Genomic DNA, 19115 nt, shown 5'->3' on the forward strand with positions numbered 1-19115 from the left:
TTCCACCGGGACAGGCGCCGCAGCAGCAAGGCGCGCCCGGCAAGCCGGATGACGACGGCGGCCCCTCGGGCCGCTGATCCCGGATCGCATCACCGAATCCAGTACTAGGCAGGAACCCCATGTCCGCACCCCAGGACCAACTCACCTCACCATGGCTCGGGCGTCTTTCGCTCGAGTCCCTGGCCTTCCTCCACGACCCGATCCTCGCGGCGACCTTCATCGGCACCGCGCTCGGCGGCATCGCGCTGCTCGTGCTCGTCACCCGGTACCGCCTCTGGGGCTACCTGTGGAAGGAGTGGTTCACCAGCATCGACCACAAGAAGATCGGGATCATGTACTGCATCCTGGCGCTGGTGATGCTGCTGCGCGGCTTCTCCGACGCGCTGCTGATGCGCGCCCACCAGGCCCTGGCCTCGGGCGGCGGCGAGGGCTTCCTGCCCCCGCACCACTACGATCAGATCTTCACCGCCCACGGCGTGATCATGATCTTCTTCGTGGCGATGCCGCTGGTGACCGGCCTGATGAACTACATCGTGCCGCTGCAGATCGGCGCGCGCGACGTCTCGTTCCCGTTCCTCAACAACTTCAGCTTCTGGATGACCACCGCCGGTGCGGTGCTGATCATGCTGTCGCTGTTCGTCGGTGAGTTCGCGCGGACCGGTTGGCTGGCCTACCCGCCGTTGTCGGGCGCCGACTACAGTCCAGGCGTCGGCATGGACTACTACCTATGGGGGCTCCAGGTCGCCGGTGTCGGTACGACACTGTCGGGCATCAACCTGATCGTGACGATCGTCAAGATGCGTGCGCCGGGCATGAAGTACATGCGCATGCCGATCTTCACCTGGACCTCGCTGTGCACCAACATCCTGATCGTCGCGACATTCCCGATCCTGACGGCGACGCTGGCGCTGCTGACGATGGACCGCTACGTCGGCACCAATTTCTTCACCAACGACTTGGGCGGCAGCCCAATGATGTACGTGAACCTGATCTGGATCTGGGGCCATCCGGAGGTCTACATCCTGGTACTGCCGGCCTTCGGCATCTTCTCCGAGGTCGTGTCCACGTACTGCGGCAAGCGGCTGTTCGGCTACACATCGATGGTCTACGCGACCGCAGTCATCACGATCCTGTCGTACCTGGTGTGGCTGCACCACTTCTTCACGATGGGCTCGGGCGCAAGCGTCAATGCGTTCTTCGGCATCACCACGATGATCATTTCGATCCCCACGGGCGCAAAGATCTTCAATTGGCTGTTCACGATGTACAAGGGACGGATCCGCTTCGACGTCCCGATGCTGTGGACGATCGGCTTCATGTTCACCTTCGTCATCGGTGGCATGACCGGTGTGCTGCTCGCAGTGCCGCCGGCCGACTTCGTGCTGCACAACAGCCTGTTCCTGATCGCCCACTTCCATAACACCATCATCGGCGGCGTGGTCTTCGGCCTGTTCGCCGGCATGGTGTACTGGTTCCCGAAGGCGTTCGGCTTCAAGCTCGACGAGTTCTGGGGCAAGGTGTCGTTCTGGTGCTGGCTGACCGGCTTCTGGGTCGCGTTCACCCCGCTCTACATCATGGGTCTGATGGGTGTGACCCGCCGTCTGAGCCAGTTCGAGGACACCTCGCTGCATCTGTTCTTCGTGGTCGCGGCGATCGGCGCGGCGCTGGTCGCGGCCGGCATCGGCGCGTTCATCATGTCGATCGTCCAGGCCGTGCGGAAGCGCAAGGCGCTGCGCGATGTCACCGGCGATCCCTGGGACGGCCGCACGCTGGAGTGGTCGACCTCCTCGCCCCCGCCGGCCTACAACTTCGCCTTCACCCCAGTGGTCCATGAGATCGATGCCTGGGCGGATATGAAGCGTCACGGCTACAAACGTCCGCTCGCCGGTTTCGTTCCGATCCACATGCCGCGCAACACCGGTGCGGGCGTGGTGCTCTCGGCGATCAGTGTCGCCCTGGCCTTCGGCCTGATCTGGCACATCTGGTGGCTGGCGGGCGTGTCGTTCGTGGCATTGGTGGTCGCGGCGATCGCGCACACCTTCAACTACGACCGCGAGTACTACATCCCCGCCCAGGACGTGATCGACACCGAGGAACAACGCACGCGCGATCTCGCGCAGCAGGCGCTCTGATATGGCACACAGCATTCAACCCACTTCCGGCGACACCGCCCGCGTTTACCACGTGATCGAGGATCCCCATGCCCATGACGGGCATGAGCATCACCCCGAGACCGGGACCAACCTCGGCTTCTGGATCTACCTGATGAGCGACTGCCTCATCTTCGCGATCCTGTTCGCCATCTACGCCGTGCTCGGCCGCAACTACGCGGCCGGCCCGTCGCCGGCCGACCTGTTCGACCTGAAGCTGATCCTGGTCGCGACGTTCATGCTGCTGTTCTCGTCGATCACCTACGGGTTCGCGATGCTGAACTCGTACAAGCAGAACATCCGCGGCACGATCGTCTGGCTGCTGGTGACCGGCCTGTTCGGCCTGGGCTTTCTGGGCATCGAGCTCTACGAGTTCCACCATCTCGCCCACCTGGGCGCGACCCCGCAGCGCAGCGCGTTCCTGTCGTCGTTCTTCACGCTGGTCGGCACCCACGGCCTGCACGTGACGTTCGGCCTGATCTGGCTGGTGACCCTGGTGTTCCAGCTGCGCAAGCACGGGCTCAACGCCGCCAACCACCGCCGTCTGATGTGCCTGTCGATGTTCTGGCACTTCCTGGATGTGATCTGGATCGGCGTGTTCTCGTATGTGTACCTGATGGGAGTCGTGGGATGAGCACCGAAACCAACCACCACCCCGCCCACGAGGCGGCGCACGACGCGCACGGCCACGGCAGCATGCGCGACTATGTGATCGGCTTCGTGCTGTCGGTGATCCTCACCGTCATCCCGTTCTGGCTGGTCATGGGCGAGGTGATCGAGAGCCGCGTCTGGACGGTCGCACTGATCATGGTGTTCGGCGCCATCCAGATCGTCGTGCACATGATCTACTTCCTGCACATGAACCGGAAATCGGAGGGCGGCTGGATCCTGATGTCGCTGTTGTTCACCGGCATCATCATCGTCATCGCGCTGGTCGGCTCGTTGTGGGTCATGTACCACCTCAACTACAACATGATGCCGATGTCGCCCGAGCAGATGCGCGTCGCGCCCTGATCGCGCGCGACGCTCCGTCATGACTGCGCAACGCGCCCCGCAACGCCCGGCCCGACGCTGGGCGTTGCTGGTGTTCCTGATCGCCGCAACCGCGGGCTTCATCGCGCTGGGCCTGTGGCAGGTCGAGCGTCTGGGCTGGAAGCGCGAGCTGATCGCCCGGGTCGAGGCGCGGATCCATGCGGACCCGGTCCCCTTGCCGGCCGCGGCCGACTGGGCCGGCCTCGATCCGGCCGATGCGGAATACCTGCGCGTGACCGCCCGCGGGCGGCTGCTGCACGATCAGGAAGTCGCGGTCTACGCCTCCACCGAGCGTGGACCCGGCTACTGGATCATGACCCCGATGGCGACCGCGGACGGCGCGGTGTGGATCAACCGCGGCTACGTCGACAATGCGCATCGCCGACGCGACAGCCGCGCCCGGGTGGACGCCGCCGACGTCGTCGAAGTCACCGGTCTGCTGCGCCAACCCGACCGCGCCGGCCTGTTCGTGCGCACCAACGTGCCCGCCGAAGACCGCTGGTATGCGCGTATTCCGGCGGAAATGACCGCTGCGCGGCAGGTCCCGGCGCCGGTGGCGCCATTCTTCATCGACGCCCAGACCTCGATCGACGGCGCCAACTGGCCGGTGCCGGGACTGACGATCGTCCAGTTCCGCGACAACCACCTCAGTTATGCGCTGACCTGGTTCGGCATGGCGCTGCTGACGCTGCTGGCGATCGGTTTCGTGCTGCGCAGCGAGTTCAGGCGCAACGTCGCCGAGTAGGCACGCGCAGCCTCGACCGACGCGTTTGACCCGGCGGCCGAGGCTGCCGGCCCGATACGTCAGGCCTTGCCCGGATCGGTCGTGAAGCTCTCGCCGCAACCGCACTCGGCGGCCGCATTGGGATTGCGGAACACGAATTCCTGATTCAACCCCTTCTGCTCGAAATCGATCTCGGTGCCGTCGACCATCGGCTGGCTCTGCGCATCGACGTAGATCCGTACGCCGTCCTGTTCGCAGACCGCGTCCCCCGGCCGTTCCTCGTGGGCGAGGTCGACGACATAGCCCCAGCCCGAGCAGCCGGTCCTGGTCACGCCGAAGCGCAGCCCGAGTGCGTCGGGGCTGGCGGCGAGGAAGCGGCGGGCCCGTTCGAGGGCGGCGGGAGCGAGTGCGATGGCCATGGAACGAGTGTACTCCTGCGGTCTGCAGCGGCAGCTGAGCGGGCATCCGCGGCGCGGCGGCGGCACGGTAGACTGTGCAGCCATTCATCGGTGCGGATTCCCGGGATTCAAGGCATGACCACGACCAGCGTCCAACAGGCCCTCGCCGGCCATCTTCCCGAAGGCGGCGACGTCACCGTCCGTGGCTGGGTCCGCACCCGCCGCGATTCCAAGGCGGGCCTGAGCTTCGTCAACGTCAGCGACGGTTCGTGCTTTGCGCCGATCCAGGTCGTGGCGCCGCAGACGCTGGACAACTACGAGTCGGAGATCCGGCGGCTGACCGCCGGCTGCTCGGTGATCGCCACCGGCACGCTGGTCCGCTCGCAGGGCCAGGGCCAGAGCTTCGAGATCCAGGCGCGCGAGATCGAGGTCGTGGGCTGGGTCGAAGACCCGGAGACCTACCCGATCCAGCCCAAGGCGCATTCGCTGGAGTTCCTGCGCGAGGTCGCGCACCTGCGCCCGCGCACCAACCTGTTCGGCGCGGTCACCCGCATCCGCCACTGCCTGGCACAGGCGGCGCACCGCTACTTCCACCAGAACGGCTACTACTGGATCAACACCCCCATCGTGACCACGTCCGATGCCGAGGGCGCGGGCCAGATGTTCCGGATCTCGACGCTGGACCTGGCCAACCTGCCGCTGCGCGATGGCAAGGTTGACTTCTCGCGCGACTTCTTCGGCAAGGAAGCGTTTCTGACCGTGTCGGGCCAGCTCAACGTCGAGGCGTTCTGCCTGGCGATGAGCAAGGTCTACACCTTCGGTCCGACGTTCCGCGCCGAGAACAGCCACACCACCCGCCACCTGGCCGAGTTCTGGATGATCGAGCCGGAGATCGCGTTCGCCGATCTGGCCGAGGACGCACGCGTGGCCGAGGACTTCTTGAAGTTCCTGTTCCGCGCGGTGCTCGACGAGCGCAGCGACGACATGGCGTTCATCGCCGAGCGCGTGCAGAAGGATGCGGTCACGCGGCTGGAGAAGTTCATCAACGCCCCGTTCGAGCGCATCGAGTACACCGAGGCGGTGGAGTTGCTGCGCAAGTCCGGGCAGAAGTTCGAGTTCCCGGTCGAGTGGGGCCTGGACCTGCAGACCGAGCACGAGCGCTGGCTGACCGAGCAGCATGTCGGCCGGCCGGTCGTGGTCGCGAACTATCCCGAGCACATCAAAGCGTTCTACATGCGCCTCAACGATGACGGCAAGACCGTTGCAGCGATGGACGTGCTGGCGCCGGGTATCGGCGAGATCATCGGCGGCTCGCAGCGCGAGGAGCGCCTCGACGTGCTCGATGCGCGCATGGACCAGTTCGGTCTCGACCGCGAGCACTACGGCTGGTACCGCGACTTCCGCCGCTACGGCACCGTGCCCCACGCCGGCTTCGGCCTCGGCTTCGAGCGCCTGATCGTCTACGTCTGCGGCCTGTCCAACATCCGCGACGCAATCCCCTACCCGCGCGCACCGGGGCAGGCGGAATACTGAGCAGGCCGTGACCCTCTTCCTCGCCCTGTGCTTCTTCGGCGTCGCGATCGGCGGGGTGACCGCGTTCGTGATCTTCTGGCCGTTGTCGCTGGTGCACCTGCGCGATCGCCATCCGCAGGTGCGGGCGCGGTTCGCGGAGGGTGCGTTCCTGCAGCCGGCGGCGCTGCGCTGGCTGCTGGCCGGCGACTATTACGAAGTCCCCGACCGCCAGTTCACCGGTCTGGCCACCCCGGCGCGGATCTCGCTGATCGTGATCCTCGGCGCACTGACCGCCTGCGCAGTGCTGTGGCTGTGGTCGATCGCCCCCTGACTCTGCAAGGACCTGTTCGATGACCCGCGATGAATGGTGGCTGGCGACGATCGGGCGGACGGTGATCTGGGCGCGCCTGCGCGTGCTCGAGGCCGGCACCGCCGAAGTCTTCGACAGCGACGGCAACACCCTGCCCTACGACAGCGAGGACACCGCGCGCTCGATGCTGCTCGATGCCGAGTTCGTGGCCTGGGACGGGCTGGACGCCGAAGACGCGCTCGAGCGCGGTTTCGCGCCCGGCGAGATCGCCCCGCCGCAGGCCGAGGACGACATCCGGCTGCGCGACCGCATGGTGCAGTCGCTGGGCGCGCGCGCCTGATCCAGACTCGGGCCGCGGCGGCCTGGACATCGGACACGATCGTCTGCGATCGCCGTCTCGCTTGCATCCGGCGGCCACCATGGCAGCCTGAGGACCGAATCCGTCCACTCGCAGGGAACCGCCCATGGACCTCGACCTGACCGGCCGCCACGCGCTCGTCTGCGGCGCCTCCGAAGGCATCGGACGCGCCACCGCGCACGAGCTTGCGCTGCTGGGCGCCAGCGTCACGGCGCTCGCCCGGCGCAGCGACGCGTTGCAAGCCGTGTGCGAATCGCTGCCGGCGCCCGCGGGCCAGGCGCACCATGCGCTCGTCGCCGACATGGACGACCTGGAGACCCTGCGGACCCATCTGGAGACGCACGTCGCCACAGTCCCAGCCCAGATCCTGGTCAACAACACCGGCGGTCCTCCCGGCGGGCCGGCGCATACCGCATCGGCCGACGCCTATCTGAGCGCGTTCCGGCGCCACCTGCTCGCCGGACAGATCCTGGTCCAGACGCTGCTGCCAGGCATGCGCGCCGCCGGCTGGGGGCGGATCGTCAACGTGGTGTCGACCTCGGTGCGTGAGCCGATCATGGGGCTGGGCGTGTCCAACACCGTACGCGGCGCGGTGGCCGGCTGGGCCAAGACGCTCTCCCGGGAACTGGCTGCGGACGGGATCACGGTCAACAACGTGCTGCCCGGCTATACCCGCACCCAGCGCATCGCGCAGATCGTCGCCGATCGCGCCGCGCGCAGTGGCCAGTCAGAGGACGCGGTCATCGCCGCGATGCAGGCCGCTGTGCCAGCCGGACGCTTCGCCGAGCCCGAGGAGACCGCAGGCGTGATCGCGTTTCTCTGCTCGCCGGCCGCCGCCTACGTCAACGGCGTCAGCCTGCCGGTGGACGGCGGGCGCATGGCCTCGATCTGAGAAACACAGGCAACTCACCCGCCCTTCCGCCACAGCAGAGTCACGAGATCGCGACGCGCGGGCTGCTCCGATGCGCACATGCCCGAAGGTCCGGAAACCCACGCCCTCGCTGACCGCCTGTCGCAGTTGCTCGTCGACGAGACGCTGACCCGGGTGCGTTTCGTCGATCCGGTGCTGCAGCGACGCCGCCGCCTGCTCGAAGGCCATCGGGTACTGGCCGTCGAGGCCCGCGGCAAGGCGCTGCTGACCGCCGTCGACGGTGGCTGGACGCTGTACACCCACAGCCATCTGTTCGGCTTCTGGCGATTCGTCGACACGCCCGAGGCCTTGCCCAGCGAGACCCGCCCGCGCGTGCTGCTGATCACGGTGCGCGGGGTGGCCGCGCTCTACGCCGCGCCGTCGGTCTCGCTGTGGCGGACCGATGCGCTCGGCGATCAGCCCTACCTCGCCAAGCTCGGCCCCGACGTGCTCGATCCGGGGATCGACGCCAAAGCGCTGCTGGCGCACATGCGCGAACCGCGTTTCGGGAAACGCACGTTGGCCGCACTGCTGCTGGCGCAGGACTTCGCGGCGGGGATGGGCAACTACCTGCGCTCGGAGGTGTTGTTCCAGGCGCGGCTGTCGCCGCATCGCATCCTGCAGGACCTGACCGTCGGCGAGCGGCGGCGGCTGGCCAATGCCCTGCTCGACGTGCCCCGGCGCGCCTATCGCGCCAAGCTCGACGACGCCCTGCCGCCAGGCAAGGATTATCTGGCGCGCACCCGCACGAGCTTCGGCTTCGCGGTGTTCGAGCGCGCCGGCGCGCCCTGCCCACGCGGCGACGGCACCATCGCCGAGATCCGGCTGGCCGGCCGCCGGCTGTACTGGTGCCCGGGCTGCCAACACTGAGTCGCCGCCGGGCCAAGCCCTCGGCACGGCACGCAGACGGATTCGGCTAAGCTGGCGCCATGCAGCGGCTGACCCACTGGATCGATGGCGCAGCACAGGACCCGGCGGCGGATCGCTGGCTGCCGGTCCACGCCCCCGCGACCGGCCGGGTGTACGCCGAGGTCGCCGCGGGCGATGCCACCGATGTCGATCTTGCGCTACAGGCCGCCGAACGCGCCGCTCCCGGTTGGGCCGCGCTGCCCAACAGCAGACGCGCGGCCCTGCTCGAGCGTCTGGCGTCGTTGCTCGAGGCCCGCATCGACGAGTTCGCCCATGCCGAGTCCTTGGATGGCGGCAAGCCGTTTGCACTCGCGCGCGATGCCGAGGTTCCGCGCGCGGTCTCCAACCTGCGTTTCTTCTCGCATGCGGCGACCCAGTTCGCCAGCGAATCGCATCATGGCGAGGCCGGCCTGCACTACACCCTGCGCCAGCCGCTGGGGACGGTCGCGACGATCTCGCCGTGGAACCTGCCGCTGTACCTGTTCACCTGGAAGATCGCGCCGGCGCTGGCGGCCGGCAACACGGTCGTCGCCAAGCCGTCCGAGATCACCCCGGCGACAGCGACATTGCTGGCCGCGCTGTCGGCCGAGGCCGGACTGCCGCCGGGCGTGCTCAATCTCGTCCACGGCACCGGCGCCGAGGTTGGCGAGGCGCTGGTGATCGACCCCCGGGTGCGGGCGGTGTCATTCACCGGCAGCACCGCGGTCGGGCGGCGGATCGGCGCGCTTGCCGGCGGCCTGCTGAAGAAGACCTCGCTCGAACTCGGCGGCAAGAACGCCACGCTGGTCTTCGCCGACAGCGACTGGGAGGACCGGCTCGACACCCTGGTGCGCTCGGCATTCCAGAACAGCGGCCAGATCTGCCTGTGCGGCTCGCGGATCCTGGTCGAACGGCGGATCGCGGTGCAGTTCGCCGAGCGCTTCGTCGCCGAGGCCGCTGCCCTGCGCGTCGGCGACCCGATGGACCCGGACGTGCGCATGGGGCCCCTGGTGTCGCAGGCGCATTTCGACAAGGTCCTCGCCGCACTGCAGCGCGCCCGCAACGACGGCGGCCGGGTGCTGTGCGGCGGCCAGGCACTCGACCGCCCCGGCTGGTTCATCGCGCCAACGGTCATCGACGGCCTGGGACCGGACTGCGCAACCAACCAGGAGGAAATCTTCGGGCCAGTGGTCACGCTGCAGACCTTCGACGACGACGCCCAGGCGCTCGCGCTCGCCAATGCCGGCCGCTATGGCCTGGCCGCGTCGCTGTGGACCCGCGATCTGGCCCGCGCCCACCGCCTGGCGGCCGCGCTGCGCGTGGGGATGGTCTGGATCAACGGCTGGCTGTTGCGCGACCTGCGCACCCCGTTCGGCGGCAGCGGCGACTCGGGGCTGGGCCGCGAAGGCGGCCTGGAGGCCATGCGATTCTTCACCGAGGCGAAGAACATCGGCCTGTCTCTGGAATAATGGTGCGATGGGCGAACTCGACAACCTCCTGCAACGCAACCGCGACTGGGCCGAACGCGTTTCGCGCGACGACCCGGATTTCTTCAACCGTCTGTCCAGTCAACAGACCCCGAAGTACCTGTGGATCGGCTGTTCCGATTCACGGGTACCGGCCAACCAGATCCTGGGGCTCGACCCCGGCGAGGTCTTCGTACATCGCAATGTGGCCAATGTGCTTTCGCACGGCGACCTCAACGCACTGTCGGTGATCCAGTTCGCCGTCGACGTGCTCAAGGTCGAGCACATCCTGCTGGTCGGTCATTACGGCTGCGGCGGCGTCCAGGCCGCCCTCACCGGAGCGCGGGTCGGCCTGGTCGACAACTGGCTGCGCCATGTCTCCGACCTCGCCTACAAGCACGAAGACCTGCTCGCGTCGGTCCAGGACGACACCCAGCGTCACGCGCGGATGTGCGAGCTCAACGCAATCGAGCAGGCGCTCAACGTCTGTCAGACCACGGTGGTCCGCGATGCCTGGGCGCGTGGGCAGCCGCTGGCGGTCCACGGCTGGGTGTATGCCTTGGGCGACGGCCGCGTGCGCGAACTGTCGATGGACGTCTCCGGTCCCGAGCAGATCACGCCGGCTTACCGCGCCGCGGTCGCCAAGGTGGCGGCGGTCGCCGCGCGTGGCGAGCGCGATGACTGACGCGGTCCACGCCGCCGCCGCGCCCGCTCCGGTCGGGCGCTACCCGCATGCGCGCCGTGCCGGCGGCCTGCTGTTCCTGTCGGGCATCGGCCCGCGCGACCCGGCGACCGACGCGGTGCCGGGCAACGTGCTCGATGCCGACGGCCGCGTGGTCGCGCGCGACATCGCGGCGCAGACCCGCGCGGTGCTCGCCAATGTCCGCACCGTGCTCCAGGCCAGCGGCGCGTGCTGGGAAGACCTGGTCGACGTGACCGTCTACCTGACCGACATGGCGGACTTCGCCGCCTACAACGCGGTCTGGGCCGAGCATTTTCCCGACCCCGCCACTGCGCCGTGCCGTACGACGCTCGGCATCGATGCGCTGCCGACGCCGATCGCGATCGAGCTCAAATGCGTGGCGAGCGCGCGCGACGCGGCCGAACGCACCTGATGATCGTCGTGGCGCGCCCTGCCCGCCCCGACATCCGCGCGCCGCGCACCGCGCGCCACTGACCGGAGACGCCCGATGCTGCCCAATCCGATCAACCTGCAGGCCTGGATCGACGCGCATCGCGAGTTGCTCAAACCGCCGGTCGGCAACAAGTGCATCCACGACGGCGACTTCATCGTGATGATCGTCGGCGGGCCCAATGCGCGGACCGACTACCATTACGACGAGGGCCCGGAGTGGTTCTTCCAGCTCGAGGGCGAGATGGTGCTGCGCATCCAAGAGGACGGCCGCCCGCGCGACATCCCGATCCGCGCCGGCGAGACCTTCCTGCTGCCGCCCAAGGTGCCGCATTCGCCGCAGCGCAGCGCCGGCTCGGTCGGACTGGTGATCGAGCGCAAGCGCCTGCCGCATGAGCGCGACGGTCTGTTGTGGTTCTGCGAGCGCTGCAACCACACGCTGTTCGAGCACTACTTCACGCTTCACGACATCGAGCAGGACTTCCCGCCGGTGTTCGACCGCTTCTACGGCGCGATCGACCTGCGCACCTGCGAGGCCTGTGGCCACGTCAACCCGCGTCCCGCCCGATACGAACAGGTGGCCGGGCCGGCCGCCGGATGATCGACCGCCTGCCGCGCCGCAGCGGGTGCCCATGGCCGCCAGTGCCTACAATCGGGCCATGCTGAAGATCGACATCCACGCCCATTACCTGCCGCGCGACTGGCCGGACCTGGCGGCCAAGTATGGCGAGGCGCGGTTCCCGGTCATCCACCACACCGCCGACGGGCGCCACCGGATCTACAAGGACGGGCGGTTCTTCCGCGAGATCTGGTCGCGGACCTGGGACGCGCGCGAGCGCATCGACGACTATGCCCGCTTCGGAGTGCAGGTCCAGGTGATCAGCACCGTGCCGGTGATGTTCGGCTACTGGGCCAAGCCCGCGCACGCGCTGGAGCTGCACCAATCACTCAACGACCACATGGCCGCCACGGTCGCCGCCCATCCGCGGCATTACGCCGGCATCGGCACCGTGCCGCTGCAGTCGCCGCGGCTGGCGATCCAGGAGCTGGAGCGCTGCGTCGATCAGCTCGGCCTGCAGGGCGTGCAGATCGGCAGCCATGTCGGCGACTGGAATCTCGACGCGCCAGAGCTGTTCCCGTTCTTCGAGGCCGCGGCCGACCTGGGGGCTGCGATCCTGGTCCACCCCTGGGACATGATGGGCAGCGAATCGATGCCCAAGTACTGGTTGCCCTGGCTGGTCGGCATGCCGGCCGAACAGGCGCGTGCGGCCTGTTGCCTGGTCTTTGGCGGTGTGCTCGAGCGGCTGCCGAAGCTGCGCATTTGCATGGCGCACGGGGGCGGGAGCTTCCCGTACACGATCGGGCGCATCGAGCACGGCTTCAACATGCGTCCCGACCTCGTCGCCACCGACAATCCGCACAACCCGCGTCGCTACCTCAAGCGGCTGTACTTCGACTCCTGGGTCGCCGACCCGCGGGCGCTGCAATACCTCCTCGACACCTGCGGCGCGGACCGAGTGATGCTCGGCACCGACTACCCCTTCCCGCTCGGCGAACAGGAACCCGGCGCAGGGATCGAGCAGCTGGCGCTCGACGACGCGGCCCGCGCCCGGCTCTACCACGGCACGGCGCTCGACTGGCTGGGCCTGCCGGCCAACCGCTTCGCCTGAGCCCCTCTTCCGCATCGCCTCGCGCGACACCACCGGCTTTTCACGATGACCGAGACGCACGCCCTGTTCACCGACGACCACGCCGCAACCGCCGACGCCGCCGACCCGCTCCGGCGCTTCCGCGCGCAGTTCCACATGCCACGCTTCGGCGATGTGGAGCAGGCGTATTTCGTCGGCAATTCGCTGGGCCTGCAACCACGCGGCGTACGCGCGCAGGTCGAGGACGTGCTCGACAAATGGGCGATGGAGGCGGTCGAGGGCCATTTCCGCGGCAACTCACAGTGGATGACCTACCACGCGCTGGTCGGCGCGCAGCTGGCCGAGGTCGTGGGCGCGCAACCGGAGGAAGTGGTCGCGATGAACTCGCTGACCGCGAACCTGCATTTTTTGATGGTCGGCTTCTACTGCCCGACTGCCGAACGTCCGGCGATCCTGATGGAAGCTGGTGCGTTTCCGTCCGACCGCTACGCCCTCGAATCGCAAGTCCGCTTCCACGGCTTCGACCCGGCCACCGATCTGATCGAAGTGCAGCCCGGCGCCGACGGCCTGTTCGGCATGGACGCGATCGCCGCGGCGATCGCCGAACACGGGCACCGGCTGGCGCTGGTGCTGTGGCCTGGCGTGCAGTACCGCACCGGCGAAGCCTTCGACCTGGCGGAGATCGTGCGCCTGGGCCACGCGGCCGGTGCCGTGGTCGGCTTCGACCTTGCCCATGCGGCGGGCAACCTGCCGCTGCGGCTGCACGACAGCGACGCCGACTTCGCCGTGTGGTGCCACTACAAATACCTCAACAGCGGGCCGGGGGCCGTGGCCGGCGCCTTCGTGCATGCGCGCCACGCCACGACCGATCGGCCGCGCTTCGCCGGCTGGTGGGGCCATGACGCGGCGACGCGCTTCCGCATGGGGCCGGACTTCCAGCCCACGCCGGGCGCCGAGGGCTGGCAGCTCAGCAATCCGCCGATCCTTGGCCTGGCGCCACTGCGGGCCTCGCTGGACCTGTTCACCGAAGCCGGGATGCCGGCGCTGCGCGCCAAGTCCGAGCGCTTGACCGGGTATCTGGAAGCGCTGATTCACGCGCAGCTGTCGGAGGTGCTCGAGATCGTCACGCCCGCCGATCCTGCACGGCGCGGTGCGCAGCTGTCGCTGCGCGTGCGCGGCGGCCGCGAGCAGGGCCGCGTCCTGTTCGAGCACCTGTCCGACAACGGCGTGCTCGGCGACTGGCGCGAACCCGACGTGATCCGTATCTCGCCGGCACCGCTCTACAACGACCACGCCGACGTGCTGCGGTTCGCGCGCGCGGTGAGGCGATGGAGCGAGACACGATGACGGCGGACGGCGACTTTCCTCCCACCGCCGATGCCGACCAGGCCGATGCGGACGGCGATGCGCTGACGCAAGCGCTGCGCGAGGCGGGCGTGGCGCCGTGGGCGCTCGACGACGACGAACACATCCGGCCATTGCGCGACCCGCGCGGCACCGCCGCGGGCGTGATCGCCGTCGACGGCGACATCGGGTTGCGCGATTGCCGGGTCGAGGCCACCGTCCAGCTGCCGATGCGCCTGCCGACGCGTCGCCTGGGCCTGTTCCGCGGCTGGCGGGCCCTGCCGCGTCCGGCGCTGTCGGACGCGCATCTCGCCGACGCAGTCAGCATCGGCACCGACCCGCGGCGGATGCACCTCGAAACGCAGTCTTGGCACGCCTTCGCGCTCGACGCCGACCCCGCGGGCTGGCAGGCGTGGTTCGATGCCTTCGCCCAGACCTGGACGGCCGCGCGCGCGCACCGGCTCGACGTCGCCACGCGCGTGCCCTGCTGGCAGATCCAGGTCCATGTCGCCGACCGCCACACGGAAGTCGACGGGGTCGCGCTCGACCTGCAGGTGGCCGACCTCGATGCGCTCAGTCTCGCGGCCGATCGCCTGCGCGCGCGCCCGGCGACCGGCCCCGAGGCGTTTGCGACACCCGCACAGGACCGCGATGACACGCTCGCATCGATCCTTGGCGACCGCAGTTGGCTGCAGGGCGATGCAGTGATCGTCGACGCCGACGCATGGGACATCCGCAGCGAGGCCTGGCACAGCCGCGGGGATGCGGACGCGATGCCGCGCCACCGGATCCGGGTGTCGTTGGCACGCCGTCCGCTCGCCGACGCGCTGTCGAGCGTCCGGCGCGCGCTGCTGTCGATCGCGGACCGCTTCCGCGCCGTCGCACCCGACGGGTCGGCGTTCGTCAGCGGTGCCGCGCCATGAGCGCACGCCAACTGACCATCGTCGGCGCAGGACTGGCCGGCGCGCTGCTCGGCATCCTGCTGCGACGCCGGAGCTGGGAGGTCGATCTGTACGAGAAGCGCGGCGATCCGCGGCGTCTGGGCTACGCTGGTGGGCGTTCGATCAACCTGGCGCTGGCCGAGCGCGGCCGGCATGCGCTGCGCGCGGCCGATGCCGACGATGCGGTGATGCAACACGCGATCATGATGCGCGGGCGCATGGTCCACACCGGCGCCGCCGCGCCGCAGTTGCAGCGCTACGGTCGCGACGACGACGAGGTGATCTGGTCGGTGCATCGTGGCGATCTGAACGTCGTGCTGCTCGACCTGGCGCAGGCCGCCGGTGCCCGGCTGCATTTCGATGCCGGCCTGGATGCGGTCAACTTCGACTCCCGGCACGCGATGTTCCGCGATCCCGGCAGCGGCGCAACGCGCGAAGTCCACTTCCGCGCACTGGTCGGCGCCGATGGTGCCGGCTCGGCGCTGCGCACGGCGATGCAGCGCGTGCGCGACCTCGGCGAGCGGGTCGACGTGCTCGATCATGGCTACAAGGAACTGGAGATCCCACCGTCGGCCGACGGCGGTTTCCGCATCGAGCCGCACGCACTGCACATCTGGCCACGCGGCCACTACATGTGCATCGCCTTGCCCAACGACGAGCGCACCTTCACCGTCACGCTATTCCTGCCGCACCACGCGGGTACCGACGGCGGTCCGGCGTTCGAGCAGATCCACGAGGTCGACGCGGCGCAGGCGTTCTTCGCGCGGGAGTTTCCCGATGCGCTGGCGCTGATGCCCGAGTTCCGCGCGCACTGGGCCGCCAATCCGGTCGGCCAGTTGGCGACGCTGTACCTCGACCGTTGGCATCTCGACGGCCGCGCGGTGCTGCTGGGCGATGCCGCGCACGCGATGGTGCCGTTCCACGGTCAGGGCATGAACTGCGCGTTCGAGGACTGCGTGGCGCTGGCCGATCAACTCGACGCGCATGCCGATACCGCCGACGCGTTCGCCGCGTTCGCGGCGCAGCGCCGGCCCGACGCGGCCGCGATCCAGCGCATGGCGCTCGACAACTACCTGGAGATGCGCGACCGGGTGGACGATGCCGACTACCTGCTGCAGCGCGAACTCGAACTCGCCTTGCAGGCGCGCCACCCCGGCCGTTTCGTCCCGCACTACGCGATGGTGACCTTCATGCGCATTCCGTACTCGTTGGCGATGCGCCGCACCGATCTGCAGCGCGGCATCCTCGAACGCGCGACGGCCGGCCACACCACGCTCGATACGCTGGACTGGCCGGCGATCGACGCCGAAGTGCGGGCGCAGCTGACGCCGCTGGAGGACACACCCGCATGATCGTGCCGCCGTCGCAACGGCTCGCAGTAACCAAGCGCCGATAACACCGCTTATGACTGATAGTTTTCTCTTCTACGATCGCGCCTCGACGAACCTGCCGCCCCCATCGCAATGAGGCCGTCGCAACGGCCTGCAGCAAAGAAGGGCCGATAGCACTGCTTATGACTGATAGTTTTCTCTTTTACGATCTCGAAACCTTCGGCGCCGACCCGCGCCGCAGTCGGATCGCCCAGTTCGCGGCGATCCGCACCGATGCCGATCTGGTGCAGATCGAGGACCCGATCGACTTCTTCGTACGGCCGGCCGACGACCTGCTGCCCTCGCCGGTCGCCACACTGATCACCGGCATCACGCCGCAGCAGGCGCTGCGCGACGGCATGCCCGAGGCCGAGGCGTTCGCGCGGATCTTCGAGGAGATGGCGCGCCCGCGCACCTGCACGCTGGGCTACAACTCGCTGCGCTTCGACGACGAATTCGTCCGCTTCGGGCTGTTTCGCAACTTCCACGATCCCTATGAGCGCGAATGGCGGGGCGGCAACTGCCGCTGGGACCTGCTCGACGTGATGCGCCTGTGGCATGCGTTGCGGCCCGAGGGGCTGGTCTGGCCCACGCGCGACGACGGCGCGACCTCGTTCAAGCTCGAACACTTGGCACTGGCCAACGACGTACGCACCGGCGATGCGCACGAGGCGCTGTCTGACGTGCGTGCATTGATCGGCCTGGCGCGGCGGATGCGCAGCGCCCAGCCACGGCTGTGGGATTACGCCGCCAAACTGCGCGACAAGCGCCACGCGGCCGCGATGCTCGACCCGGTCGCGATGAGCCCTGTGCTGCACGTCTCCCAGCGCTATCCGGCCGCACGGCTGTGCGCGGCGCCGGTACTGCCGCTGGCGCGCCACCCGACGATCGACAGCCGGATCGTGGTGTTCGACCTCGACGCCGAGCCCGACGTCCTGCTCGATCTCGACGCCGACACCATCGCCGCGCGCGTGTTCGTGCGCGGCGCCGACCTGCCCGAGGGCGTCGCCCGCATCCCGCTCAAGGAAGTGCACAGCAACCGTTGCCCGGCCCTGGTCGCCTGGGCGCACTTGCGCGCGGAGGATTTCGCGCGCCTGTCGATCGATCCGGCGCTGGTCGAGCGCCGCGCCGCGCAACTGCGCGCAGCCGGTCCGGCACTGGCGGCGAAGATCCGCGCGGTCTTCGCGACCGAGCGCGCGCATGGGCCATCGGATGCCGACGGCTCGCTGTACGACGGCTTCCTGGGCGACGGCGACCGCCGCCGGGTCGCCCGAGTACGGGCCACGCCGCCGGCGCAGTTGCACGGGGCGGATTTCGGCTTCGAGGACCCGCGCCTGGACGAGCTGCTGTTCCGCTACCGCGCCCGCAACTGGCCCGACACGCTGTCCCCGGACGAGCGCCACCGCTGGGACGAGTACCGTCGCCTGCGGCTCGGGCCCGGCACGACCGCGTCCGAACAGGACTTCGACGGCTACTTCACGCAGATCGACACGCTGCGCGCCGACCATGCGCAGTCTCCCACGCACCAGGCCTTGCTCGACGCGCTCGTCGACTGGGGCCGTGGTCTGCATTCGCACCTCTACCCCACCGCCCCCGCATGACCGCCTATTTCAGCGAGAAGAGCTTCCGATTCCTGCGCGCGCTTGCGCGCCACAACGACAAGGCCTGGTTCGAGGCCCACCGCAAGGATTACGAGGCGCACGTGCGCCAGCCTTTTCTGCGGCTGGTCGGCGACCTGCAGCCCGACGTCGCCGCGATCAGCCCGCATTTCCGCGCCGACACCCGCACCGTCGGCGGCTCGCTGTTCCGCATCTATCGCGACGCCCGCTTCTCGCACGACAAATCGCCGTACAAGACCTGGCAGGGCGCCCGGCTGTTCCACGAGCGGCGTCGCGAAGTTGCCGCGCCCTCGTTCTACGTGCACCTGGAGCCGGGCGCGAGCTTCGTCGGCGCCGGGCTCTGGCATCCCGAACCCCACACGCAACTCAAGGTGCGCCAGTTCATCCTGGAAAACCCCGGCAGTTGGAAGGCAGCCGCGCACGCGCCCAAGTTGCGGCGCCGCTTCGCGCTCGACGACAGCCAGATGCTGGTCCGCCCGCCGCGCGGCTTTCCTGCCGACTTCACCTACATCGACGATCTGCGCCATCGCAACTGGGCGTTCCTGCGACCGCTCGACGATGCGGCGATGGCCGCGCCCGGCCTCGACCGCACGATCGCCGCCGACCTCGCCGTGCTGGCACCGTTCGTCGACTATCTGTGCGCGGCGCTGGACCTGGAGTTCTGAGCCCCGGCGCGGCAGTGTTCAGCCGCTCGCTGGCACGCGGTCCCACAATGGTGTCGCCCCCTGTTCGGCCCGTCGCCCGATGAAGAAGCTCGCCTGGTTGTCCGCACTCGTCGCCGCCCTGCTGCTGGCGTATACCGCGGCCGGGCCGTTCCTGACGATGCACGCCATCCGGGACGCGGTCCAGCGCGAGGATTCCAGAGCGCTGTCCAAGCAGGTGGATTTCCCGGCATTGCGCCAGAGCCTGCGTCTGCAGCTGTCGGACGCGCTGGTCCGACATGCCGGTGTCGACGTGCAATCGGGTCTGCTCGGCGCGCTCGCGTTGCGGGCGGCCGGCGGCACCGTGGGCACGGGCGTGGACATGATGGTCACGCCGATCGGACTGAGCGCGCTGATGCGTGGCCAACGGCTGTGGGACCTGTCGAGCGGCGCCACACCGCCGATCGGTGGGGCGCGCGCGCCGGTATCCGACCCCCTGGCCGATGCGCACTGGCGCTATCACTCGCCGTCGCGATTCACCGCCACCGTGCGCGACGAGGAAGGCCGGCCGATCGTTTTCGTGCTCACGCGCACGGGGCTGCGCTGGCGACTGTCGGACATCCAGTTGCCGCTGTAGATCCGCCCCTGGCGGCGACGCGTCGCAGGACTGG

21 protein-coding genes are annotated in these 19115 nt (G+C 68.9%); 20 read left to right on the forward strand and 1 reads right to left on the reverse strand.

Features of this window, described 5'->3' with window-relative positions:
• Positions 1-119 precede the first annotated feature (119 nt).
• From BEN78_15815 to BEN78_15830, 4 genes are read left to right on the forward strand one after another with little or no spacing between them, the layout of a single operon-like run.
• A complete protein-coding gene (locus tag BEN78_15815) occupies positions 120-2132 on the forward strand; it encodes a cytochrome o ubiquinol oxidase subunit I (protein ASR44608.1) in 2013 nt (670 codons plus the stop codon).
• A 1-nt stretch (position 2133) separates the two neighbouring features.
• Complete coding sequence (locus BEN78_15820) at positions 2134-2784, forward strand: cytochrome o ubiquinol oxidase subunit III (GenBank protein ASR44609.1); 651 nt, start codon at positions 2134-2136, stop codon at positions 2782-2784.
• Positions 2781-3164 (forward strand): cytochrome o ubiquinol oxidase subunit IV, encoded by a 384-nt coding sequence (locus BEN78_15825; protein ID ASR44610.1) that lies wholly within the window; start codon positions 2781-2783, stop codon positions 3162-3164. The genes BEN78_15820 and BEN78_15825 overlap by 4 nt, the downstream gene beginning before the upstream one ends.
• A 19-nt stretch (positions 3165-3183) precedes the next feature.
• Complete coding sequence (locus tag BEN78_15830; protein ID ASR44611.1) at positions 3184-3927, forward strand: hypothetical protein; 744 nt, start codon at positions 3184-3186, stop codon at positions 3925-3927.
• Positions 3928-3986: 59 nt separating this feature from the next.
• On the opposite strand, the gene BEN78_15835 is transcribed toward BEN78_15830, so the two are convergent.
• A complete protein-coding gene (locus BEN78_15835; protein ASR44612.1) occupies positions 3987-4325 on the reverse strand; it encodes a Fe-S cluster assembly protein HesB in 339 nt (112 codons plus the stop codon).
• 114 nt (positions 4326-4439) lie between these two features.
• Between BEN78_15835 and BEN78_15840 the strand changes: the two genes are divergently transcribed.
• The 16 genes from BEN78_15840 to BEN78_15915 all read left to right on the forward strand — a co-directional run bounded on the left by BEN78_15840 (position 4440) and on the right by BEN78_15915 (position 19081).
• Entirely contained in the window at positions 4440-5837 is a 1398-nt protein-coding gene (locus BEN78_15840; GenBank protein ASR44613.1) for an asparagine--tRNA ligase, read from the forward strand.
• 7 nt (positions 5838-5844) lie between these two features.
• Positions 5845-6147, forward strand: a complete 303-nt coding sequence (locus BEN78_15845) for a hypothetical protein (GenBank protein ID ASR44614.1) — start codon at positions 5845-5847, stop codon at positions 6145-6147.
• Positions 6148-6166: 19 nt separating this feature from the next.
• Entirely contained in the window at positions 6167-6466 is a 300-nt protein-coding gene (locus tag BEN78_15850; GenBank protein ASR44615.1) for a hypothetical protein, read from the forward strand.
• A gap of 124 nt (positions 6467-6590) precedes the next feature.
• Positions 6591-7376, forward strand: coding sequence for a short-chain dehydrogenase (locus BEN78_15855; protein ID ASR44616.1), 786 nt, complete (start codon positions 6591-6593; stop codon positions 7374-7376).
• Between the two features lie 78 nt (positions 7377-7454).
• Positions 7455-8264: a hypothetical protein gene (locus tag BEN78_15860; protein ID ASR44617.1), complete on the forward strand. Its 810-nt coding sequence runs from the start codon at positions 7455-7457 to the stop codon at positions 8262-8264.
• 59 nt (positions 8265-8323) lie between these two features.
• On the forward strand, positions 8324-9751 hold the full coding sequence (locus BEN78_15865; GenBank protein ID ASR44618.1) for a 2-hydroxymuconic semialdehyde dehydrogenase: 1428 nt from the start codon (positions 8324-8326) through the stop codon (positions 9749-9751).
• Positions 9752-9758: 7 nt separating this feature from the next.
• Positions 9759-10433, forward strand: coding sequence for a carbonic anhydrase (locus BEN78_15870; protein ASR44619.1), 675 nt, complete (start codon positions 9759-9761; stop codon positions 10431-10433).
• Complete coding sequence (locus tag BEN78_15875; protein ID ASR44620.1) at positions 10426-10863, forward strand: 2-aminomuconate deaminase; 438 nt, start codon at positions 10426-10428, stop codon at positions 10861-10863. The genes BEN78_15870 and BEN78_15875 overlap by 8 nt, the downstream gene beginning before the upstream one ends.
• A gap of 75 nt (positions 10864-10938) precedes the next feature.
• Positions 10939-11481, forward strand: a complete 543-nt coding sequence (locus tag BEN78_15880; GenBank protein ASR44621.1) for a 3-hydroxyanthranilate 3,4-dioxygenase — start codon at positions 10939-10941, stop codon at positions 11479-11481.
• A gap of 58 nt (positions 11482-11539) precedes the next feature.
• On the forward strand, positions 11540-12550 hold the full coding sequence (locus BEN78_15885; GenBank protein ID ASR45194.1) for a 2-amino-3-carboxymuconate-6-semialdehyde decarboxylase: 1011 nt from the start codon (positions 11540-11542) through the stop codon (positions 12548-12550).
• 45 nt (positions 12551-12595) lie between these two features.
• A complete protein-coding gene (locus BEN78_15890) occupies positions 12596-13876 on the forward strand; it encodes a kynureninase (protein ID ASR44622.1) in 1281 nt (426 codons plus the stop codon).
• On the forward strand, positions 13873-14796 hold the full coding sequence (locus tag BEN78_15895; GenBank protein ASR44623.1) for a hypothetical protein: 924 nt from the start codon (positions 13873-13875) through the stop codon (positions 14794-14796). The genes BEN78_15890 and BEN78_15895 overlap by 4 nt, the downstream gene beginning before the upstream one ends.
• Positions 14793-16166, forward strand: a complete 1374-nt coding sequence (locus BEN78_15900) for a kynurenine 3-monooxygenase (GenBank protein ASR44624.1) — start codon at positions 14793-14795, stop codon at positions 16164-16166. The genes BEN78_15895 and BEN78_15900 overlap by 4 nt, the downstream gene beginning before the upstream one ends.
• A 161-nt stretch (positions 16167-16327) precedes the next feature.
• Entirely contained in the window at positions 16328-17785 is a 1458-nt protein-coding gene (locus BEN78_15905; GenBank protein ASR44625.1) for an exodeoxyribonuclease I, read from the forward strand.
• A complete protein-coding gene (locus BEN78_15910; protein ID ASR44626.1) occupies positions 17782-18468 on the forward strand; it encodes a TIGR02453 family protein in 687 nt (228 codons plus the stop codon). Before BEN78_15905 ends, BEN78_15910 begins: the two co-directional genes overlap by 4 nt.
• A 79-nt stretch (positions 18469-18547) precedes the next feature.
• Positions 18548-19081: a hypothetical protein gene (locus BEN78_15915; GenBank protein ID ASR44627.1), complete on the forward strand. Its 534-nt coding sequence runs from the start codon at positions 18548-18550 to the stop codon at positions 19079-19081.
• Positions 19082-19115 lie beyond the last annotated feature (34 nt).

This window comes from Xanthomonas citri pv. mangiferaeindicae (assembly GCA_002240395.1).
Taxonomy (GTDB): domain Bacteria; phylum Pseudomonadota; class Gammaproteobacteria; order Xanthomonadales; family Xanthomonadaceae; genus Luteimonas; species Luteimonas citri_A.